General features: G+C 70.8%; 19 protein-coding genes and 2 tRNA genes. 12 read left to right on the top strand and 9 right to left on the bottom strand.

The window, feature by feature from the left end; genetic code table 11:
• The 4 genes from FBY41_RS14325 to FBY41_RS14310 all read right to left on the bottom strand — a co-directional run bounded on the left by FBY41_RS14325 (position 1) and on the right by FBY41_RS14310 (position 2,095).
• On the bottom strand, positions 1-972 hold the full coding sequence (locus FBY41_RS14325; RefSeq protein WP_141844868.1) for a Nif3-like dinuclear metal center hexameric protein: 972 nt from the start codon (positions 970-972) through the stop codon (positions 1-3).
• 1 nt (position 973) lies between these two features.
• Positions 974-1,046: transfer RNA gene (locus FBY41_RS14320), tRNA-Val, on the bottom strand.
• A gap of 105 nt (positions 1,047-1,151) precedes the next feature.
• Positions 1,152-1,682: a peroxiredoxin gene (locus FBY41_RS14315; RefSeq protein WP_375869874.1), complete on the bottom strand. Its 531-nt coding sequence runs from the start codon at positions 1,680-1,682 to the stop codon at positions 1,152-1,154.
• The gene (locus FBY41_RS14310; protein ID WP_141844867.1) at positions 1,679-2,095 is read right to left on the bottom strand and encodes a DUF3052 domain-containing protein; all 417 of its coding nucleotides are present in this window, start codon (positions 2,093-2,095) and stop codon (positions 1,679-1,681) included. The genes FBY41_RS14315 and FBY41_RS14310 overlap by 4 nt, the downstream gene beginning before the upstream one ends.
• Positions 2,096-2,150: 55 nt before the next feature.
• On the opposite strand from FBY41_RS14310, the gene FBY41_RS23455 reads away from it, so the two are divergent.
• Both FBY41_RS23455 and aceE read left to right on the top strand, forming a co-directional pair.
• Complete coding sequence (locus FBY41_RS23455) at positions 2,151-2,312, top strand: hypothetical protein (protein WP_185749058.1); 162 nt, start codon at positions 2,151-2,153, stop codon at positions 2,310-2,312.
• 69 nt (positions 2,313-2,381) lie between these two features.
• Complete coding sequence (gene aceE / locus FBY41_RS14305; protein ID WP_141844866.1) at positions 2,382-5,153, top strand: pyruvate dehydrogenase (acetyl-transferring), homodimeric type; 2,772 nt, start codon at positions 2,382-2,384, stop codon at positions 5,151-5,153.
• Between the two features lie 274 nt (positions 5,154-5,427).
• On the opposite strand, the gene FBY41_RS14300 is transcribed toward aceE, so the two are convergent.
• Both FBY41_RS14300 and FBY41_RS23450 read right to left on the bottom strand, forming a co-directional pair.
• Positions 5,428-6,219 carry a class F sortase gene (locus FBY41_RS14300; RefSeq protein WP_141844865.1) on the bottom strand — a complete coding sequence of 264 codons (792 nt, stop codon included), beginning with the start codon at positions 6,217-6,219 and terminating at the stop codon, positions 5,428-5,430.
• 122 nt (positions 6,220-6,341) lie between these two features.
• Positions 6,342-7,874: an ice-binding family protein gene (locus FBY41_RS23450; RefSeq protein WP_221629280.1), complete on the bottom strand. Its 1,533-nt coding sequence runs from the start codon at positions 7,872-7,874 to the stop codon at positions 6,342-6,344.
• 341 nt (positions 7,875-8,215) lie between these two features.
• Here FBY41_RS23450 and argG point away from each other — a divergent pair, with 341 nt between their 5' ends.
• Entirely contained in the window at positions 8,216-9,640 is a 1,425-nt protein-coding gene (gene argG, locus FBY41_RS14290; RefSeq protein WP_141844864.1) for an argininosuccinate synthase, read from the top strand.
• Positions 9,641-9,718: 78 nt separating this feature from the next.
• Here argG and FBY41_RS14285 read toward each other — a convergent pair whose 3' ends face one another.
• Positions 9,719-10,879: a glycerophosphodiester phosphodiesterase gene (locus FBY41_RS14285; protein WP_141844863.1), complete on the bottom strand. Its 1,161-nt coding sequence runs from the start codon at positions 10,877-10,879 to the stop codon at positions 9,719-9,721.
• Positions 10,880-11,216: 337 nt separating this feature from the next.
• Here FBY41_RS14285 and FBY41_RS14275 point away from each other — a divergent pair, with 337 nt between their 5' ends.
• From FBY41_RS14275 to fabF, 6 genes are all read left to right on the top strand, one after another.
• The gene (locus FBY41_RS14275) at positions 11,217-11,930 is read left to right on the top strand and encodes a class I SAM-dependent methyltransferase (protein WP_141844862.1); all 714 of its coding nucleotides are present in this window, start codon (positions 11,217-11,219) and stop codon (positions 11,928-11,930) included.
• Positions 11,931-12,000: 70 nt separating this feature from the next.
• Entirely contained in the window at positions 12,001-13,332 is a 1,332-nt protein-coding gene (locus tag FBY41_RS14270) for a PucR family transcriptional regulator (protein WP_141844861.1), read from the top strand.
• A gap of 46 nt (positions 13,333-13,378) precedes the next feature.
• Entirely contained in the window at positions 13,379-14,335 is a 957-nt protein-coding gene (locus tag FBY41_RS14265; RefSeq protein ID WP_141844860.1) for an ACP S-malonyltransferase, read from the top strand.
• The gene (locus FBY41_RS14260) at positions 14,332-15,390 is read left to right on the top strand and encodes a beta-ketoacyl-ACP synthase III (protein ID WP_375869873.1); all 1,059 of its coding nucleotides are present in this window, start codon (positions 14,332-14,334) and stop codon (positions 15,388-15,390) included. Before FBY41_RS14265 ends, FBY41_RS14260 begins: the two co-directional genes overlap by 4 nt.
• A gap of 117 nt (positions 15,391-15,507) precedes the next feature.
• Complete coding sequence (locus FBY41_RS14255; RefSeq protein WP_141819631.1) at positions 15,508-15,756, top strand: acyl carrier protein; 249 nt, start codon at positions 15,508-15,510, stop codon at positions 15,754-15,756.
• Positions 15,757-15,960: 204 nt separating this feature from the next.
• Positions 15,961-17,211, top strand: coding sequence for a beta-ketoacyl-ACP synthase II (gene fabF / locus FBY41_RS14250; RefSeq protein WP_141844859.1), 1,251 nt, complete (start codon positions 15,961-15,963; stop codon positions 17,209-17,211).
• Positions 17,212-17,354: 143 nt separating this feature from the next.
• Here fabF and FBY41_RS14245 read toward each other — a convergent pair whose 3' ends face one another.
• On the bottom strand, positions 17,355-17,870 hold the full coding sequence (locus FBY41_RS14245; protein ID WP_185749057.1) for a DUF3145 domain-containing protein: 516 nt from the start codon (positions 17,868-17,870) through the stop codon (positions 17,355-17,357).
• 273 nt (positions 17,871-18,143) lie between these two features.
• Complete coding sequence (locus tag FBY41_RS14240) at positions 18,144-18,485, bottom strand: non-heme iron oxygenase ferredoxin subunit (protein ID WP_141844858.1); 342 nt, start codon at positions 18,483-18,485, stop codon at positions 18,144-18,146.
• 122 nt (positions 18,486-18,607) lie between these two features.
• On the opposite strand from FBY41_RS14240, the gene FBY41_RS14235 reads away from it, so the two are divergent.
• The 3 genes from FBY41_RS14235 to FBY41_RS14225 all read left to right on the top strand — a co-directional run bounded on the left by FBY41_RS14235 (position 18,608) and on the right by FBY41_RS14225 (position 21,440).
• A tRNA-Ile gene (locus FBY41_RS14235) sits at positions 18,608-18,681 on the top strand.
• Between the two features lie 115 nt (positions 18,682-18,796).
• Entirely contained in the window at positions 18,797-19,171 is a 375-nt protein-coding gene (locus tag FBY41_RS14230) for a hypothetical protein (protein ID WP_141844857.1), read from the top strand.
• A 286-nt stretch (positions 19,172-19,457) separates the two neighbouring features.
• Complete coding sequence (locus FBY41_RS14225) at positions 19,458-21,440, top strand: transglycosylase domain-containing protein (protein ID WP_141844856.1); 1,983 nt, start codon at positions 19,458-19,460, stop codon at positions 21,438-21,440.
• Positions 21,441-21,498: the final 58 nt, after the last annotated feature.

Genomic DNA, 21,498 nt, shown 5'->3' with positions numbered 1-21,498 from the left:
TCAGGACACACCTCCGGGCTCGGGCCGGGCACGGTTGGCTCCGGCGACGAAGGTCCAGGGCTCGGTTCGGAGTCCGGACAGTCTGCCCTCGACCCTAGTCGGTGCAGCGGCGCCGGACCGCCCCTCCTCCGGGTGCTCCGCGGGGTCCGACTGCACGCTGTCGCCCGAGCCCGCCCCCAGGACGGCCAGCAGCTGCTCGCGCGCCGTGGCGAGCCAGAGCGACTCCATCGCCCAGTGCCCGGCGTCGACGATGTACGGCGTGCCGTCGCGCGCCTCCTCCCGGGCCTCGAGGACGGGATGGTGGCGCAGGTCGGCCGTGACGTAGACGTCGGCCCCGCTCGCCCGCGCCGCGTCGAACTGGTCGTCTCCCGAGCCACCCATGAGGGCGACGGTGCGCACGGTCGCGGCACCCGGTCCGCTCACCCGCACTCCCCCTGCCGTCGCGGGCAAGACGGTCACGAGCAGGTCGGCGAAGTCGGCCAGCGACATGGGCTCGGTCAGCACGCCGACCCGCCCGGCGGCATACCCCCCGAGCTCGCTGAGCGGGCGCTGCTCCGTGAGCCCGAGGGCGTCGGCGATGACGGTGGACACGCCGGGGTCGGCGACGTCGGCGTTCGTGTGGGCGACGTAGAGCGCGCAGCCGGCTCGCACGAGACCGGTCACCGACGCGCCCTTGGCGCTCGTCGTCGCGACCGAGTGCACCCCGCGCAGCAGCAGCGGGTGGTGCGTGACGAGCAGGTCGGCGCCCCATTCACGCGCCTCGTCGATGACCGCGAGGGTCGGGTCGAGCGCGAAGAGGATGCGGCGCACCGGCTGGTCGAGGTCGCCGGTGACGAGGCCGACCCGGTCCCACTCCGCCGCACTCGACACGGGCCACAGGCCCTCGAGCGCAGCGACGACGTCGCGGAGCGCGAGAACGGTGCCGCCGGCTTCGCGGCCAGCGTCGTCGGCGTCGTCGTAGGGGTGGTGCACGTGGGCCCGGCCGGGCTCGAACCGACGACACCCGCGGTGTAAACGCGGTGCTCTACCAACTGAGCTACAGGCCCCGGGGCGCGCAGTGTGCCCGCCCGGCGGCCATTGTGTCAGCCCTCGGCGCGCGCCGCGCCCACTCCCCGCCGACGTGTCGCCCGGCGGCGGGCGCCGTCAGTGGATCAGTCGGTCGCCTGCTGCTCGCGCAGGCCCGCGAGGGCCACGCGGTATGCCGTGAAGTCGCGTCCCTGCCCGATGCCGAGCACCTCGGACCAGACGAGCACACCGTCACGGTCGACGAGGAAGGTGCCCCGCAGCGCGTAACCCTCCTCCTCGTCGAGGACGCCGTAGCGACGGGCGACCTCGCCGTGCGGCCAGAAGTCGGAGAGCAGCGGGAAGAAGTGGCCCTCGGCGTCCGCCCAGGCTCGCAGGGTGTACATCGAGTCGCACGAGACCGCGAACACCTGGATGTCGTCGGTCTGGAAGTCCTCGAGGCCGTCGCGGATCGCCCGCAGCTCGCCCCGGCAGATGCCGGAGAACGCCGCCGGGTAGAAGACGATGACCGCGTTGCGCCTACCCCGCGCGGACGAGAGGCTGACGTCGACGCCGTACTGGTCGACGAGGGTGAAGTCCGGCACCGGCTCGCCCACGGCGAGCGCAGCGGCCCCGTGCGACTCGATGCCCGGCGGCGGCGCCGTCGCCGCCCCGTTCACCGGCGCGGCCCCTTCGGCGGCATGAGGCGGGTGGCAGCCCACTCCGTCGCCACGTTGACCTGGCCACCAGTCGTCAGGCCGGCCGTCGAGGCCGCCTCCTCGACATCGCTCGCCTGGACATGACCGGGGCGACCGGCCTTGGGCGTCAACAGCACGACATAGCCCTGGTCGAATAGCTTCGTCAGGGCGTCGACGAGCAGGTCGACGAGATCCTCGTCGCCGTCGCGATACCAGACGATGACGCCGTCGGCGCCGTCGTTGAACTCCTCGTCCTCGAGCTCACTACCGATGACGTCCTCGATGCCGAACCGCAGGTCATCGTCGACGTCGTCGTCATAGCCGAACTCCTGGACGGTCTGCCCTGGGGCAAACCCGAGCTTGCTGAGGGACGCCGCTCCCGCGGTCGCGCTCACTGTCACCGATCCTCTCGATCACGGGCCGAGGCCCGGTAGGTCTGAACTCTCGTGTGTGACAAGTGCACCGGGTCTGGGCTCCGAGCGCAAGCAGGGCTCACCGTGGGCACCCACGTCGTGGACGGCATACCGCCTGCTCATGGTCGTCGGGCGCCGCGGCACACCCCGCCCGGTCCCCGTGCTGGACCCGACTGTGACGGTGACCACCATTTGGTAGAGGATGGGTGGAGCAGCGCCGGGGCCGACCGGTCGCAGGCGCCTGCGACGCGACGAGAAAGGACCCGACGTGGCACCCGAGGCCGGCCCGATCCTCAACGGCATCCCCAGTCAGCTCCCGGACATCGACCCCGACGAGACGCAGGAGTGGATCGACTCCCTCGATGCCGTGCTCGACGAGAAGGGCCGCACGCGAGCGCGCTACATCATGCTCAAGCTCATCGAGCGCGCGCGCCAGCAGCAGGTCGGGGTGCCGTCGCTGACGGCGACCGACTACATCAACACGATCCCGCCGGAGCGCGAGCCGTGGTTCCCCGGCGACGAGGACGTCGAGCGCGAGATGCGCCGCTACATCCGCTGGAACGCCGCGATCATGGTGCACCGCGCCCAGCGGCCCGGCATCGGCGTCGGCGGCCACATCTCGACGTATGCGTCGGCCGCGACGCTCTACGAGGTGGGCATGAACCACTTCTTCCGCGGCAAGGACCACCCCGGCGGCGGTGACCAGATCTACTTCCAGGGTCACGCCTCCCCCGGCATGTATGCCCGCAGCTACCTCGAGGGCCACCTCACGGAGACCCAGCTCGACGGGTTCCGCCAGGAGAAGAGCCACATCGTCGACGGCAAGCTCGAGGCGATCCCGTCCTACCCGCACCCGCGGCTGCTGCCCAACTACTGGGAGTTCCCGACGGTGTCGATGGGCATCGGCCCGATGAACGCCATCTACCAGGCGCAGTTCAACAAGTACCTCCACAACCGCGGCATCAAGGACACGAGCCAGCAGGACGTCTGGGCCTTCCTCGGTGACGGCGAGATGGACGAGCCCGAGTCGCGCGGCCTGCTGCAGCTCGCGGCCAACGAGGAGCTCGACAACCTCAACTTCGTCATCAACTGCAACCTGCAGCGGCTCGACGGCCCGGTGCGCGGCAACGGCAAGATCATCCAGGAGCTCGAGGCGTTCTTCCGTGGCGCCGGCTGGAACGTCATCAAGGTCGTCTGGGGCCGCGGGTGGGACCCGCTCCTCGCCGCCGACCGCGACGGCGCGCTCGTGCACATCATGAACCAGACGAGCGACGGCGACTACCAGACCTTCCGCGCCAACGACGGCAAGTACGTCCGCGACCACTTCTTCGGCCGCGACCCGCGCACGGCCAAGATGGTCGAGGGCTGGAGCGACGAGAAGATCTGGTGGGACCTCCGGCGCGGCGGCCACGACTACCGCAAGGTCTACGCGGCCTACAAGGCGGCGCGTGAGCACACGGGCCAGCCGACCGTCATCCTCGCCAAGACGATCAAGGGCTACGGCCTCGGCTCGCACTTCGCCGGCCGCAACGCCACGCACCAGATGAAGAAGATGACGCTGGATGACCTCAAGGCCTTCCGCGACAGCCTCCGCATCCCGATCACCGACGAGCAGCTCGAGGCCAACCCCTACCAGCCGCCGTACTACCACCCGGGCGCCGACCACGAGGTCATCAAGTACTCGATCGACCGGCGCCAGAAGCTCGGCGGCACCCTGCCGAGCCGGCGTGTCGACTTCGAGCCGCTCAAGCTCCCCGGCGACGAGGCCTACGCCCAGGTGAAGAAGGGCTCGGGCAAGCAGGAGGTCGCCACGACGATGGCGTTCGTCCGCCTGCTCAAGGACCTCCTGCGCGACAAGGAGTTCGGCCCGCGCATCGTGCCGATCATCCCCGACGAGGCGCGCACCTTCGGCATGGACGCGTTCTTCCCGACGATCAAGATCTACAACCCCAACGGGCAGAACTACACGCCGGTCGACGCCGAGCTGATGCTCGCCTACCGCGAGAGCACCGCCGGCCAGATCCTGCACCTCGGCATCAACGAGGCCGGGTCGCTCGCGGCGTTCACGGCCGCCGCGACGTCGTACGCGACGCACGGCAAGCCGATGGTGCCGATCTACGTCTTCTACTCGATGTTCGGCTTCCAGCGCACCGGCGACTCGATCTGGGCTGCGGCCGACCAGATGTCGCGCGGCTTCCTCATCGGGGCCACGGCCGGCCGCACGACCCTGACCGGCGAGGGTCTGCAGCACGCCGATGGGCACAGCCCCCTCCTCGCAGCGACCAACCCCGCCGTCGTGCACTACGACCCGGCCTACGCCTACGAGATCGCGCACATCATGCAGGACGGCCTCGACCGGATGTACGGCGAGGGCAGGACCCCCGAGGAGTCCAACGTCATCTACTACCTCACCGTCTACAACGAGCCGCTCCAGCAGCCCAAGGAGCCCGACGACGTCGACGTCGAGGGCATCCTGCGCGGCATGCACCGCATCTCGGTGGCCAACACCGAGGGCTGGACGCACGAGCCGCCGCGGGCGCAGATCCTCGGGTCGGGCGTCGGCGTGCCGTGGGCGCTCGAGGCGCAGCAGCTGCTCGCCGACGACTGGGGTGTCGCTGCCGACGTGTGGTCGGTGACCTCGTGGAACGAGCTGCGTCGCGACGGTCTCAAGGCCGACCAGCAGGAGTTCCTCAAGCCGGACGGCCCGCCGATCAAGCCGTGGGTCACCCAGTGCCTCGAGGGCACCGAGGGCCCGGTCGTCGCCGTGAGCGACTACATGCGAGCCGTCCAGGACCAGATCCGCGAGTGGGTCCCCGGCACGTACGCCTCGCTCGGCGCCGACGGCTTCGGCTTCAGCGACACGCGCGCTGCCGCCCGCCGCTTCTTCCACATCGACGGCCCCTCGGTCGCCGTGCGGACGCTGCAGCTGCTCGCCAAGGAGGGCAAGGTCGACGCCGACGTGCCCGCCAAGGCGGCCGACAGGTACCGCCTCGACGACGTCACCGCCGGCACGTCGGGCAACGCGGGTGGCGAGAGCTGACGCTCCCCCACTGACGTATGCCGCCGGGCCCGGTTCTCCTCGGAGAGCCGGGCCCGGCGCATGACGCCGATCGAGAGAGCAGTCCGTCCGCCCCGTGTCCGCGACCGACAATCGAAAGAGCAGTCCGTCCGCCCTGCGTCCGCGACCGACAATCGAAAGAGCAGTCCGTCCGCCCCGCGTCCGCGACCGCGCTGGCGCAGGCGTCTTACGGACTGCTCTTTCGATTGGGTGACTCGGACCGCCGGCGGACGGATTGCTCTTTCGATCGCGGGGCTCAGCCGCTTGCCGCTGCCACCGGCGTCGCGATGAGGACGGCGCGGTTGTCCCACTCCTGCCGGAGCGGGCTCCACCCCGTGCAGGTGATCATGACGAGCTGCGCCGGTCCGTCGGCCGCGTAGAGGCGTCGGCTCGAGACGAAGTCCGGATAGGTCTCGGGGGTCAGGTCCAGGTGCATCTGGGTGAGGCGATACGTCACGACCGCGCCGTTGGCGCAGGAGAGGCGCATCGCCATGCCGAGGTGGGCCCGCTGGGTGGAGTCGGTCGTGAAGATCGCCGAGCCGTCGCGGTAGGTGTGCCCGTCCATCAGCACGGTGCCCCGAGGAGACCCGGCGAGAACGCTGGGATACCAGCCGGCCTTGCGCCGGTCCCGCTCCGACGGCACCCCGAGGCTGCCGTCGCGCTCGAGACCGATCTCCGTGACACGTGCGTCGACGCCAAGGGCGCTGATGACCAGGCCCGTGGGGCGACAGGCCTGCGCAAGCGTCGCTCCAGCGGCTGAACCGGACGGGGTCGGGGACGTCGGGGCGGTGGTGTGAGCGCGCGGGCCGCCGGAGCCCCTGGTCGGCGCGGCGGCACCGGGAGTCGGCGCCGCACTGGCCGGCGCCAGCTGGCTCGTCGAGCTCGACGTCGACGACTGACGACCGTCGGCGAGGGCCGATCCGGGTGGGAACGGCTGGAGCACCGCGAAGCCAGCGGCCGCGGCGAGCACAGACGCGATGCCCGCCGCACTGATGAGGGTGCGCCTCCGCGCAGCACGCGGAGAGGAGTGACGCGCCCGGTAGCCCATCGGAGATCCTTCCCCGCAGGCTGGCCCGCGGTCGTCGTCTGTGGCCGTGATCGCCACCGGAACGGGTGAACCCCCGCCCTCGCCACTCGCGTGGCTCAGGCGGGGGTTTCCCCTTCAGTCGGTCAGCCCAGCGTCGGCTTCGAGGTGCGGAGGCTGAGGCCGAGGCCCAGGGCCACGAGCACCAGCACGAAGGCGATCAGGGAGTTGAGCGGGTTGACCGTGCCGGCACCGCCGGTGTCGGGTGCACCCGGCTTGGGTGTCGGCACCGTGTTGGTGTCGGTCGGTGCCGTCGTCGTCGGCACGACAACCGCCGTCGTGGCGCTCGTCGTGGTGGCGCCGGACGTCGTGGGGGCGACGGTCGTCGTCATCGTCCCGACCGTGGTCGTGGGTGCGACCGTCGTGGTCGGGGCCACCGTCGTCGTGGTAGGCGCGACCGTGGTCGTCGGGGCCACCGTTGTCGTGGTGGGCGCGACCGTTGTCGTGGTAGGCGCGACCGTCGTGGTCGGAGCCACCGTCGTCGTGGTCGGAGCGACCGTTGTCGTCGGAGCCACCGTCGTCGTGGTCGGAGCGACCGTCGTCGTGGTGGGCGCGACCGTCGTCGTGGTCGGAGCGACCGTTGTCGTCGGAGCGACCGTCGTCGTGGTCGGCGCGACCGTTGTCGTCGGGGCCACCGTCGTCGTGGTCGGCGCGACCGTCGTCGTCGGAGCCACCGTCGTCGTGGTCGGCGCGACCGTCGTCGTCGGAGCCACCGTCGTCGTGGTCGGCGCGACCGTCGTCGTCGGAGCCACCGTCGTCGTGGTCGGAGCGACTGTCGTGGTCGGAGCCACGGTGGTCGTGGTCGGAGCGGTCGTGGTCGACGTCGTCGTCGTGGTGGCGGCCGTCGTCGTCGAGGTCGTCGGCACGGCGCACTCACTGCGTGTGATGACGTTGCTGTCCAGAGTCACAGCCCCGTTGCGTGCCAGCAGCCGCCCCTGCACGGTGGCGCCGGTGTTGGCCGTGATCGAGGTCAGGGCCATGACGGTCCCGACGAAGGTGGAGGCGGTGCCGAGAGTGGCGGAGCTGCCCACCTGCCAGTAGACGTTGCAGGCGTCGGCGCCGTTGATCAGGCTGACCACGCTGCTCGAGGCGGTGATGAGGGTGCTGGCGGACTGGAAGATGAAGACGGCGTTCGGGTCACCCTTGGCGTCGAGCGTCACGGTGCCGGTCAGCGACAGGAGCGAGCCGGTGTAGACCCCGGACACGAGGGTCTGGCCGCCCAGGTCGGCAGAGACGGTCACGCTGGTGGCGCGGCTCGCCGTGTCGTTGTAGGCGGTGACGAGGTCGGCCTTGGCCTGGAGCGCCACAGCGTCGGCCGAGTGGGTGGCCCCGTTGACCAGTCCGGGCGGGAAACCCGTGATGGCAGTGCCGGGGCTGACGCCCAGGTCACCGGTGAGGACGGACGGCCCGGTGTTGGTCACGGTTGACCCAGCGAGGACCGCGAAGCTTCCGGCCGTGCCGAGGCCCACCGGCCCTTCAGCTGCGGCTGCCGGGCGGCTCCCCATCGAGACCACGGCGATCGCCAGCGCCAGAGCGACCACCATCCCGACGATGCGAAAGGAGCGCGGGACGCGCAGCAGTGGATTGGCGTGTGGCAGCCGAATGATGGTTGCGGCCATGGCGGGTTCTCCCAGAGGCAAGTAGTGGTTGCGGCATGCCTGCTGAGGGAGGGGGACGTCCCGCGGCAACGTTCCCAGGCGATGTGGAACCGGCCTCACGTGGAGATGAGGTTGAGGCCATGTCCGACCGCCGTGCGCAGTGCGCGTGGGGCGTCGAGCTGTCCGGCTGATCGCGGGAGGCCGAAAGAGATCCCCGCTGTCGTCCTGACACTGGGGGCTAAATCGGGATTATCCGAATTAATTGTCGAATCTTGACCAAAGTCAGTACAAGACCAGACCTGCTTCCGCTGGATTCTCCCCTGATTGGATAGGTATGCGTGGCTGTGCATATACTTGCATCCATGTCCAAGGTCCTGACCTCGCTCCCCGTCGGTCAACGTGTCGGCATCGCCTTCTCCGGCGGCCTCGACACCTCGGTGGCTGTTGCCTGGATGCGAGAGAAGGGCGCCGTGCCCTGCACCTACACGGCCGACCTCGGGCAGTACGACGAGCCCGACATCGACTCCGTCCCGGGGCGCGCCGGCCAGTACGGCGCCGAGATCAGCCGGCTCGTCGACTGCAAGGCCGCCCTCGTCGAGGAGGGCCTGTCGGCCATCGCCTGCGGCGCCTTCCACATCCGCAGCGGCGGCAAGACGTACTTCAACACGACCCCCCTCGGCCGCGTCGTCACCGGCACGCTGCTCGTCCGGGCGATGCAGGACGACGGCGTCTCCATCTGGGGCGACGGCTCGACCTTCAAGGGCAACGACATCGAGCGGTTCTACCGCTACGGCCTCATGGCCAACCCCGAGCTGCGCATCTACAAGCCGTGGCTCGACGCCGACTTCGTCAGCGAGCTCGGCGGGCGCCACGAGATGTCCGAATGGCTGACGGCCCGCGACCTGCCCTACCGCGCCTCCGCCGCCAAGGCCTACTCCACCGACGCCAACATCTGGGGCGCGACGCACGAGGCGAAGACCCTCGAGTTCCTCGACGAGTCGATCGAGGTCGTCGAGCCGATCATGGGCGTCAGGTTCTGGGACCCCTCCGTCGCCATCGAGACCGAGGACGTGACGGTGCGCTGGGAGCGTGGTCGCCCGGTGGCGATCAACGGCACGGAGTATGCCGATGCCGTCGCCCTCGTCGACGCCGCCAACCGCATCGGTGGCCGTCACGGCCTCGGCATGAGCGACCAGATCGAGAACCGCATCATCGAGGCCAAGTCGCGCGGCATCTACGAGGCCCCCGCGATGGCGCTGCTCCACCTCACCTACGAGCGGCTCCTCAACGCGATCCACAACGAGGACACGATCGCCAACTACCACGCCGAGGGCCGCAAGCTGGGCCGCCTTCTCTACGAAGGGCGCTGGCTCGACCCGCAGTCGCTCATGGTGCGCGAGTCGCTCCAGCGCTGGGTCGCCTCCGCCGTCACCGGCGAGGTCACCATCCGGCTGCGCCGCGGCGACGACTGGTCGATCGTCAACACGTCAGGCCCGGCGTTCAGCTACCACCCCGAGAAGCTCTCGATGGAGCGCACCGAGGACGCCGCGTTCGGCCCGGTCGACCGCATCGGGCAGCTGACGATGCGCAACCTCGACATCGCCGACTCGCGCGCCAAGCTCGAGCTGTATGCCGCCCAGGGCCTGCTCGGTGCCGACGCCAAGCAGCTCGTGGGTGAGCTCGCCCCCGGCGGCGCCGCCGCGATCTCGGCCAACCCCGCCGCGGCCGACGTCGACAGCGAGGACGACATGCTCGACCGCGCCGCGATGGAGTTCGGCACCGACTGACGGGCCGCCGCCCCCAGACCGCTTCGAGGCGGACCGCAGCCGTGGAGGGATGCGGTCCGCCTCGGAGTTCTTCGTGTGTCAGCGCTGCCGGAGGAACGCGCCTCGCGCGGCGACGCCGATGTCGGGCTGGTCGGTGAAGAGACCGTCGATGCCGGTCTGGAGGAAGCGCACCTGCTCGTCGACAGCCCGGCCGTAGTCGGACGGCGCGGACCCGATGCGGTAGTCGGTCGGCAGGAAGGTGTTCTCCGCACGGAACGTGTACGGGTGGACGAGCAGGCCGACCGCGTGGGCATCACGAACGAGGCTCGTCGGCGTCGCCCTCAGCGTGCCGTCCGCGTTGCGGGGGATGACGAGCGACTTGTCGGGGCCGAGTCCGTTGATGGTGCGAGCGAGGACCGCGAGGCTCGCCGGCTGCTGCAGGTCGGCGTAGGTGCGCGGGTCGCCCTGCGCGACGAGGTCGTACGGTGCACCGCCACCGGTGAGGAACACGAGTGGAGCCCTGAGCTTCAGCGAGTCTCGCAGCGTGTAGAGGCTCGTCAGCTCGAAGGACTGCACGAAGACCGGCGCGTTGGGCCGGTCGAGTCCGTGCCGACGCAGGGCCATGGCGACCTTGGGCTCCAGCGCGAGGCCGAGCTGCTGGAAGAAGGTCGGGTGCTTCGTCTCCGGGTAGACGCCGATCGTGCGGTGCAGCTCCCGGCCCAGCTGCTCGCGCAGGCGCAGCACCTCCTCGAAGGTCGGCACCTCGAAGCGACCGTCCCAGATCGTGTTCTCCTGGCGCACGAGCGGCAGGCGCTCCTTCGCCCGCAGCGTCTTCAGCTCGGCGAGCGTGAAGTCGGTCGTGAACCAACCGGTCACGGGCTGCCCGTCGAGCAGCTTCGTGGTGCGGCGGGCGGCGAACTCGGGGTGGTCGGCCACGTCGGTGGTGCCGCCGATCTCGGGCTCGTGGCGGGCGACGAGCACGCCGTCCCTGGTCGAGACGAGGTCGGGCTCGATGACGTCGGCGCCCATGCGAGCGGCCAGCTCGTAGGAGGCCAGGGTGTGCTCCGGACGGTAGCCGGAGGCTCCGCGGTGGCCGATGACGAGCGGCTGTGGCTGGGCGCGGGTCGAACCGCTGCTCGTGGTGGGGATCGCCCCGGCGTCGGTGCGGGTCAGTGCCTGGGCCGATGATGCCGGCGCGACCGTGGCGAACGAGGCCGCGGCGATCAGGGCGAGGACGATGGTGATGAGGAGGCGTCTCATGGCGCCAAGCCCATCGCCTCGCCGCGTGGGGCGGGCGACCGAGAGCGGTCGGCGAGAGGGCGGTCTGTCGGCCATCAGGTGACGTCGACCTGAACCCCGGCAAACCGGCGCGGCGGGCACTCGACGGGCGGGAGGGCGGCAGTCGAGCCCAGCGGTCGTGACTCGACGCAGATCAGCCTGACCTACGACTGGAGCTCGGTGACCGACAAGGACATCCTGTCCGAGGTCAGCTTCCCGCTCGTCAGCAAGGAGCAGCTGGAGGACAGCCTCGGCCGACTCGCCGAGACCGTCTCGAGCTGAGTCGACGCGCCTCGCGGCCGTCGCTAGGGTCGGGCGGATGCGCCCTACGGAGATGACGACGCCCGACGCGATGATCACCCAGTACTCCTCGACGGAGCGCCTCGCGACCCGTCGAGGCGTCTGGCGCCCCGGACCTGAGGGCGTGTCACCCACCGACGTGCTGCGTGGCGCCATCCTCGACGCGCAACCCACGTCCGTCATCGAGATCGGTTGCGGCACAGGCCATCTCGCACGCTCGGTCATGGACGTGGTGCCCGATGTCGACTACGTCGCGACAGACCTCTCCCCCGCCATGGTCACCTCGGCCGCGGCACTCGGAGTGCCGGCCACGGTCGCCCCCGCCGACGACCTGCCGTTCCCCGACCAGACCTTCGACGTGGCCGTCGCGGCCTGGATGCTCTACCACGTGCCCGACCTGGACGCCGCGCTGCGGGAGCTTCGTCGGGTGCTCCGCCCGGGCGGCGTGCTCGTCGTGGCGACGAACGGTGCTGAACACCTCGCCGACCTCCTGCGGGAGGCCGGCGGCGAGCCCCTCGTCACCCAGTTCACGTCAGAGGTTGCCGAGGAGATGCTGGGGCGCCACTTCTCGCACGTGACGCACCGCGACATCGAGACCCGCGCGACCTTCGAGGACCACGCGGCCGCGGTGGCCTACCTCGCGACGTTCGACGCCGAGCTGTCGCGGGCGCTGCCGCCCTTCGACGGGCCGCGATCGTATGCCGGCAGCACCGCGATCCTCACCGCCCGGTAGGCGTGGGCGGCGGAGCGGCTTTGTCGGCGCCCTACAAGCCATCACCCGCCCGGCGACCTAGGGTGGGGCCATGAGCCCACCGTCGCGACAGCACGCCAGTGCCTCGACGATGCTCGCCGTCGAGCGCAGCGCCGGCGAGCTGTCGACGCTCGCGGTCCGGCGGATGGAGGAGAACCTCGACTGGTATCGCCGCCTCTCGGCCGAGGAGCGCTCGCAGGTCGGGCTCGTGGCCCAGGCCGGCATCTCGCAGTTCATCGCCTGGTTCCGGCAGGACGACCAATCCCCCTCTGCCATCTCGATCTTCGCCAACGCTCCGCAAGAGCTGACCCGCACCGTCAGCCTGCGCCACACCCTCGATCTCGTGCGCACCGTCGTCGACGTCGTCGAGTCGCGGGTCGAGAGCCTGGCCGGGCCCGGCGACGAGCAGCTGCTGCGCGAGTCGGTGCTGCGCTTCTCGCGCGAGATCGCCTTCGCCGCCGCCGAGGTCTATGCGGGGGCCGCCGAGGCCCGCGGCGCCTGGGACGCACGCCTCGAGGCACTCGTCGTCGACGCGGTGCTGCGGGGCGAGGCCGACGACTCCATGCAGTCGCGGGCCAGCGCACTGGGTTGGGGCGAGGTCTCGCACGTCACCTTCGTCGTCGGCAGCACCCCCGGGGGGCGAGGCAGCACCGTCCCCGCCATCGACGAGCTGCGTCGCGCCGTGCGCGAGCACGGTGTCGAAGCCCTCGCGATCGTGCAGCGCTCCCGCCTCATCGCGATCATCGGCGGCACCCGAGAGCCGCTCCGCGTCGTCACCGCCGTGGCAGACGCGTTCGGTCCGGGACCGATCGTCGTCGGTCCGACGGTGCCCCACCTCTTCGCCGCGGGCCGCTCGGCCCGGGCCGCACTCAGCGGGCTCTCGGCCGCGCCCGCCTGGCCCGATGCCCCCCGAATCGTCGAGTCGGAGGCGCTGCTTCCCGAGCGAGCCCTGGCCGGGGACCAACCGGCGCGGCGCATCCTCGTCGACCGGGTGCACCGGCCGCTGTCAGCGGCGGCCCAGGCCCCGCTGCTCCAGACGGCGACGGCATACCTCGAGACCGGCGGCTCCCTCGAGGCCACGGCCCGCGCGCTCTTCGTCCACGCCAACACCGTGCGCTACCGCCTCGGGCGCATCAGCGACCTCACCGGCTACGACCTCGCCACCCCGCGCGAGGCGTGGGTCGTGCGCATCGCGCTCGCCCTCGGGCGGCTCTCCGGTGAGGGGCGGACACCCGCGGCCCTCGCCCCTCCCACCAACGACCGCGTGCGGAGTACGTTGGGCTCCAAGGTGCAACCGTATGCCGTCCCCCCGGGTCGTCAGCCCGACCTCGTCCCACGTGGCCGTTTGGAGGATTCCTCCAAAGGATCGAGTGGGACTTCGTGACAATCGGTGGGAGGGTCCCCGTCGGTAACCCGGAAGGGTGGAACTCGTGCTAGCGATCGTGTGCCCCGGACAGGGCTCCCAGACCCCCGGCTTCCTCTCCCCGTGGCTCGAGCTCGACGGAGTCCGCGACCGCCTCGAAGCCCTCGGCGAGGCCGGCGGGCTCGACCTCGTGGCGCACGGCACCGTGTCCGACGCGGACACCATCAAGGACACCGCCGTCGCACAGCCGCTCATCGTGGCCGCAGGGCTCGTCACCGCAGGTGCCCTCCTTCCGGCCCCCACCGAAGCCACGGGCGCCGTGCTCGCCGGCCACTCCGTCGGTGAGTTCACCGCCACGGCCCTCGCCGGCGTCGTCAGCGGCGCCCAGGCGATGTCGCTCGTCGCGACGCGCGGTCGGGCGATGGCCGAGGCCAGCGCCGTGACCCCCACCGGCATGGCCGCGGTGCTCGGCGGTGACACCGACGAGGTCCTCGCCACGATCGAGCGACACGGCCTCACGCCCGCCAACGTCAACGGTGCCGGCCAGGTCGTCGCCGCGGGCACCCTCGAGCAGATCGAGGCCCTCCGCGCCGACCCGCCGGCGAAGGCCCGGGTCATCCCGCTCCAGGTGGCCGGCGCGTTCCACACGCACCACATGGCACCCGCGGTCGACGCACTGGCTGCTGCTGCGGCCGACCTCACTCCGGCCGACCCGACCCTCGCCCTGCTGTCGAACGCCGACGGCCGGGCCGTGACCGACGGCGCCGAGGTCGTGACCCGGCTCGTGCGCCAGGTGAGCAACCCCGTGCGCTGGGACCAGTGCATGGCGACCCTCGTCGACCTCGGCGTCACCGGGCTGCTCGAGCTCGCACCCGCCGGCACCCTTGTCGGCCTCGCCAAGCGCGCGATGCCCGGCGTCGAGACCGTCGCCCCCAAGACCCCCGACGACCTCGACGCGGCGCGTGCGCTCGTCGAGACCCACGGTGGCACCGACAACCCCTCCCCCCGAGAAGGCAACCAGTGACCTCACCCACCGCCTCCACGCCGCCCACCCCCAAGGGCACCGGCACCCTCGTCGACAACGGCGCGGCGCGCCACTCGCGCATGCTCGGCGTCGGCGCCTACCGACCCGCGCGCGTCGTCATGAACTCCGAGATCGTCGACAAGATCGACTCGAGCGACGAGTGGATCCGCGAGCGTTCGGGCATCATCAGCCGCCACTTCGCCGCTGACGACGAGAGCGTCATCGACATGGCGGAGCACGCGTCGCGCCAGGCCCTCGAGCACGCCGGCATCTCGCCCGACCAGATCGGCTTCGTCCTCGTCGCGACGGTGACCCACCCCTACCAGACCCCGGCCGCAGCGCCCGAGCTCGCGGCGCGTCTCGGTTCGACGGCCCCGGCCATCGACATCTCGGCCGCCTGCGCCGGCTACTGCTACGGCGTCGCGATGGCGAGCGACATGGTCAAGGGCGGCTCGGCCGACTACGTGCTCGTCGTCGGTGTCGAGAAGCTCAGTGACTTCACCGACCCCTACGACCGCGGCAGCGCCTTCATCTTCGGCGACGGCGCCGGCGCCTGCGTCATCGGCCCGAGCGCCACCCCCGGCATCGGCCCGACCGTGTGGGGTTCCGACGGTGTCCAGCGCGACGCGATCAGCCAGAAGCAGGCCTGGACCGAGGTCCGTGAGTCGTGGAAGGACGCCCAGGCCGACAAGGCCGTGTGGCCCAACATCGGCATGGCGGGTCAGACGGTCTTCCGCTGGGCGGTCTGGGGCATGGCCCCCGTGGCCCAGCAGGCCATCGACAGGGCCGGCATCAAGGCCGACGACCTCGACGCCTTCATCCCCCACCAGGCCAACATCCGCATCATCGACGCGATGGTCAAGCAGCTCAAGCTGCCGGCCGACATCCCCGTCGCCCGCGACATCGTCACGACGGCCAACACCTCGGCCGCCTCCATCCCGCTCGCCACGACCCGGATGCTCGCGGAGGGCGAGGCGCCCAGCGGCGGCCTCGCGCTGCAGATCGGCTTCGGCGCCGGCCTCGTGTATGCCGCCCAGGTCGTCGTGCTGCCCTGAGCAGCAGGCGCCCCGGCAGCCACAGCTCCCGCCGGTCCCGACGGGTCATTCGGGCCAACGGCATGACATCCACCACGGATGACAGACGAGAACACCAACGACACAAGGAGCACCCAGATGGCTCAGTCCGAGCAGGAGATCCTCGACGGTCTCGCAGAGATCGTCAACGAGGAGACCGGCATCGACACCGCGTCCGTCGAGATGGACAAGTCCTTCACCGAGGACCTCGACATCGACTCCCTCTCGATGATGACGATCGTCGTCAACGCGGAGGAGAAGTTCGGCGTGCGCATCCCGGACAGCGAGGTCAAGAACCTCAAGACCGTGCGCGACGCCGTCACGTTCATCAGCGGCGCCCAGGCCTGATCGCCGCCGTCGTCCACGTGGCCGGCGCGGGCAGCGCGTCAGCGCCGGTCACGTGGCTCGCGTCAGCGATCGAGCCCCACGCGTCTCCGGCCCCCTTCTGGCCCGAGCGCTCGACTCCGCAGCAGCGCACCAGAGCTCCACCCGCACAGACAGCAGCACAGCACCGCATCACCCCCGTCACTCGACCCAGAGGAGCACGTCACCATGACGTCCATTCGCGACCGCCGTGTCGTGGTCACCGGACTCGGTGCGACCACGCCAGTCGGCGGCACCGTCCCCGAGACGTGGGAAGCCATCCTCGCCGGCCGTTCCGGCGCGCGCACGATGGACTTCGACTGGGTCTCGAAGTACGAGCTGCCCGTCACCTTCGCCGCGCTCATCGCCACGCAGCCCATCGATGTCCTGGCCAAGGTGGAGACCCGCCGTCTCGACCCGTCGAGCCAGTACGCCCTCATCGCCGCACGTGAGGCGTGGGCCGACGCCGGCGCCCCCGAGATCGACCCCGAGCGTCTCGGCGCCGCCATCGGCTCCGGCATCGGCGGGGTCTGGACCCTGCTCGACCAGTGGGACGTGCTCAAGGAGAAGGGCCCCCGCCGGGTCTACCCCCTGGCCGTGCCGATGCTCATGCCCAACGGTCCTGCGGCTGCCGTCTCGCTCGACCTCGGTGCCCGCGCCGGGGCCCACACCACCGTCAGCGCCTGCGCCTCCGGGGCCGAGAGCATGGGCTACGCCATCGACATGATCCGCACGGGTCGCGCCGACGTCGTCGTCGCCGGTGGCACCGAGGCCGCCGTGCACCCGCTGCCGATCGCGGGCTTCGCCGCCATGCAGGCCCTCTCGACCCGCAACGACGACCCGGCTGCGGCCTCGCGTCCCTACGACACCGGCCGTGACGGCTTCGTGCTCGGCGAGGGTGCCGCCGTCTTCGTGCTCGAGTCGGAGGAGCACGCCAAGGCCCGAGGCGCTCGCATCTATGCCGAGCTCGCGAGCGTCGGAATGTCGGCCGACGCCCACCACATCACGGCACCCGAGCCCAACGGCTCGGGAGCCTCGCGCGCGATGCTCTACGCCGTCGAGCGGGCCGACCTCGCGCCCACCGACATCCTCCACATCAACGCGCACGCGACCTCGACGCCGGTCGGCGACGTGGCCGAGTACAACGCCATCAAGCGGGCCTTCGGCGAACACACGGACAACATGTCCGTCACGGCGACGAAGTCGATGACCGGGCACCTACTGGGCGCGGCCGGCGCGCTCGAGGCGGTCATCACGGTCCTATCCGTCTACCACCGCACCGTCCCGGCGACGATCAACCTCGACGAGCAGGATCCCGAGATCCCGCTCAACGTCGTCAAGGGTGAGCACCAGAAGCTGCCCGACGGCGACATCGCTGCGCTCAACAACTCGTTCGGCTTCGGCGGTCACAACGTCGCCCTGGCGGTCCGCAGCTACTGAGCACGAGCCCGCCGCACGGCATACCGCCGCGGTGGCCGGCGAACACGCCAGCACGACACGACGAGGGCCCGGGGGCACGAACCCCCCGGGCCCTCGTCCTCCCGGCTGCCGCGCTGGAGGACGGGCAGGCGGGACGTCCGTGGTCAGCCGACCTTGTGCAGCCAGCGCACGGGCGCGCCGTCACCAGCGTGCCGGAAGACCTCGAGCTCCTCGTCCCACGGCAGCCCGAGCAGCAGGTCGATCTCGTCCTGCAGGGCCTCGAGGTCACCGCGCGTGCGCATGACTGCCTCGCGGAGGCGGTCCTCCTGCACGACGGCGTCGCCGGATGCCGACGTCATCGCGTGGTGGATGCCGAGGCGTGGCGTGTAGGACCAGCGCGCCCCGTCGCAGCCGGGCGACGGCTCCTCGGTGACCTCGTAGCGCAGCGAGTCCCAGCCCCGCAGGGCGCTGGCGAGCTCGGCGCCAGTGCCGGGCTCGCCGGTCCAGCTGAGCTCGGCCCGCAGGTGCCGGGGCGCAGCTGGTTGGGGCAGCCAGTCGAGGGTGACCCGACGATCGAGAACGGCCTCGATGGCCCACGTGATGTGGGGGCACAGCACCGCTGGGGCTCCGTGTACGAACACGACCCCACGCGTCATGGTGCGCGGCAACGCGACAGACATCCGAACCTCCTCGGTGTGCAGGGACGTCTTCCCCAACGCCTGCTGGCCGAGTCGTGCTCGTGGTGCTCGCCGTGCCGATCTTCACTTCAGGTATGCCGCGTGCCCACGGGTGTGGGCACGGGCTCCATTGTGCACCACCCAGCACACCCGCACCAGAGGACTCTCAGGGAACGGGTGCATCAGGATCGCCCACTCGCTCCGGCGCTGGCATGGTCTGTGTCATGCCGAACGCACAGCAGAGCGCGCGTTCGGCATGACGTTGTCGCCGGCACGTCACGAGGTGGCGGGGACCCCGGGGTGGAGGTAGACCTCCTCGCCGCGCAGCTCGACCTTGTGCGTCGCGACCGGCTTCGTCGCCGGCAGGCACTGCGGCACCCCGTCCTTGAGGCAGAAGCGCGTCGCGTGCAGCGGGCACTCGACCTCCCCCGCCTCGATCCACCCCTCGGCGAGCGACGCATCCTCGTGCGAGCACGTGTCGTCGAGGGCGTAGTAGGTGCCGTCGTCGTCGCGGAAGAGCGAGATGGGCTCCGTCGTGCCGGTGAGGTCCATCGGCAGGACGAGTGCCTCACCGGGTGCCACGTCGTCGACCGCGGCCACGCGGATGCCGTCACTCATGGGTTGGGTCCTTCGGTCATCGGGGTGCTGGTCGTCCGTGAGCCTAGAGGGTGAGTCGGGCGCCCCCTGCAGTGGTCGCTAGACTCCCAGCGTCCTCGGTGGCCGCGTGCCGTCCGAGGGTGGGGGCAGTAGCTCAGCCGGTCAGAGCAGCGGACTCATAATCCGTCGGTCCAGGGTTCAAGCCCCTGCTGCCCCACCGTCGTGGAGCCGCGCCTGCTGCCGTCGCCGTGTGACGAGCCAGGCGGACCTTCGTCCCTTGATCGAGAGCCCACCACGGGCGAAGGATCGAAGAGGGGAAAGGTAGGTGCGTCATGAGCAGCGCCAAGCAGGAGCAGCCGCTCGTCCCCACGGGTCATGAGACTCCTTGGGTGACGCGCGCGTGGATCGGCCTCGCCCTGGTCCCGGTCTTCTTCTTCATCGCCTTCGCCGTGGGTGAAGGCCTCTACTCGATGCTGGGCTACGAAGCCGGCTCCGTGGATGCTCCGGGATGGACGATCGCGGGCATCGCGGCCCTCACCTTCGCCGTGGTGGTCATCCCCTGCGTCATCGCCATCCACTACGGACGTCGCGCGATGAAGGCAGGCGATCTCCGCGGACGGACCCCGATGATCATCGGCTGGGTCGTCGCCGCGGGGTGGCTCGTCATGACGGTGGTCTCCGAGGTCGGCAACATCCTCGCCCGGTGAGCCCCGGTGAGCCCCGGTGAGCCCCGGGTGAGCCCGGGTGAGCCCGTGTGAGCCCGTGTGAGCCTGGGTGAGCCCGGTGCGGCTGGTCGCCGGTCCACGGGCTGACCGCTGAGCGCCGGGCCGTGAGCGCGAGCAACCGCGAGCGCCCCTGAGAGAGCATCCAGTTCGCGCCCAGCGAGTCGTCAAGCTCGTGTGGGTAGTTTCAGGAGTGAGCGCTCCACGGAACGGCACAGGAAGAACCCTCCGCCTCCTTGCGGGATTCCTCGTTGCGGCCTGCCTGGTCGGGGTGCTCGCTGCCGGTCTGTCAGCCCCCACGGTTGCCGCCATCGGCAGCCTGGCCGACTCCGGGAGCACCGCCTTCCTCGACCTGCCGAGCACCTTCACGGCGGTCGCGATGGCGCAGGGCTCACGGATCCTCGCGGCCGACGGCTCGCTCATCGCCGCCCCCCAGGACCAGAACCGCCGCACCGTGAACTTCTCGCAGGTGGCGCCCGTCATGCGCGAGGCACAGGTGGCCATCGAGGACAGCCGGTTCTACGACCACGGGGCCATCGACCCCGCCGGCCTGACCCGCGCGGTCCTTGAGGACCTGCGCACCGGTGAGGCCTCGCAGGGCGCATCGACCCTCACACAGCAGTTCGTCAAGATGACCCTCCAGGCCAAGGCGCTCAGCCAGGGCCAGACGTCCGAGGCGCAGGCGGCCACCGCCAAGACCCTGCCCCGCAAGCTCACCGACCTGCGGTATGCCGTGGCCCTCGAACGCTCGTGGAGCAAGGACCAGATCCTCCAGGGCTACCTCAACCTCGCCTACTACGGTGACGGCTCCTACGGCGTCGAGGCTGCCGCGCTGCACTACTTCGACGTTCACGCGCGATCCTTGACCCTCACCGAGGCAGCCACCCTCGCCGGGCTCGTCCAGAGCCCGAGCGCCACCGACCCTGTGCACCACCCACAGCAGGCTCAGTCACGGCGCAACGTCGTCCTCGACCGCATGCACGAGCTCCACGAGCTGACGACCGCCCAGTGGCAGGCCGCCGTCAGGCGGCCTCTCTCGGCCGACCTGCGCATCACGAACCTGCCCGCCACCTGCGTCGCCTCGGACCATCCGTACTTCTGCTCCTTCGTCATCAGCTGGCTCGAGCAGCAGCCGGCGCTCGGGGCGACGACGCAGGCCCGGCACGACCTCCTCGTCCACGGTGGTCTGACGATCCACACGACGCTCGACCCGAGCGTGGAGGACACGGTGAACGCGGCGCTGCGCACCGTGGCGCCCGAGCACAACTCCATCGGGGTCGCGGCGGCCGCCTACGTCACCGAGCCGGGCACGGGCAAGGTGCTCGCGTTCGGGCAGGACACGGCATACGGCAGCTCGCGGCCCGGCGAGACGGAGGTCGACTACTCCGTCGACGCCACGTACGGCGGGTCGGGCGGCTTCCAGTTCGGCTCGACCGCCAAGGCCTTCTCGCTCGTCACCGCGATGGCTCAGGGTCTCGGCACCCGTGCGAGCATCGACGCTCCGGCCGCCGACAACCAGCGCCCGGCCACGTTCTCGTCGTCGCAGTTCCCCCAGCCGTGTGGGCTCTCCACCGACTGGATGGTCTACAACGACGAGGCCTGGGGCGGTGGCCGGATGTCCTTGATGACGGCGACCGCACAGTCGACCAACACGGCCTTCGTGGCGCTCGCGAGCAAGATCGGGGTCTGCGCCATCCACGACACCATGACGGCGTTCGGCATCCACGGAGGCGACGGCTCGCCGCTCGGGACCTATCCACCTCAGGTGGTCCTCGGCGCTCAGGCCGTCTCGCCGGCGACCCTCGCCACCGCCTACGCAGGTCTCGCCGCCGGCGGGGTCGTCTGCGCCCCCTATCCGGTGACGAGCATCGAGCAGGGCGGCAAGACCCTGTGGTCGCCGAAGCCGTCGTGCAGGCGCGTCGCCGATGCCACCGCGGTGAGCCAGGCGACCCGATACCTCGAGTACAACATGACCCACGGGTCGGGCATCCTCAACCAGCTCTCCGGCCGCGTCTCCGCGGGCAAGACAGGCACGTCCGACGGCAACGCGCAGTCGTGGTTCGTCGGCTACACCCCACAGCTCGCGACCGCCGTCTGGGTGGGCAACCCGACGCGCCCGAACCGGCGGATGTTCGACGTGACGATGGGTGGCAAGTACTGCCACGCGATGACGGGCGCGTGCTACGCCGCGCCGATCTGGCGCCGCATCATGGACGGCGCCCTCGCGGGCGAGCCCGCGCTGCCCCTGCCCTGAGACGGGGTAACTACCGTGGGTACGTCGGGCGCCGGTCAGCGGACCAGCGCCGGGACCG

The sequence above is a fragment of the Humibacillus xanthopallidus genome (assembly GCF_006716675.1).
Taxonomy (GTDB): domain Bacteria; phylum Actinomycetota; class Actinomycetes; order Actinomycetales; family Dermatophilaceae; genus Humibacillus; species Humibacillus xanthopallidus_B.
The sequence above is the reverse complement of the archived record's forward strand: the minus strand, read 5'-3'. Positions and strand labels throughout refer to the sequence as shown.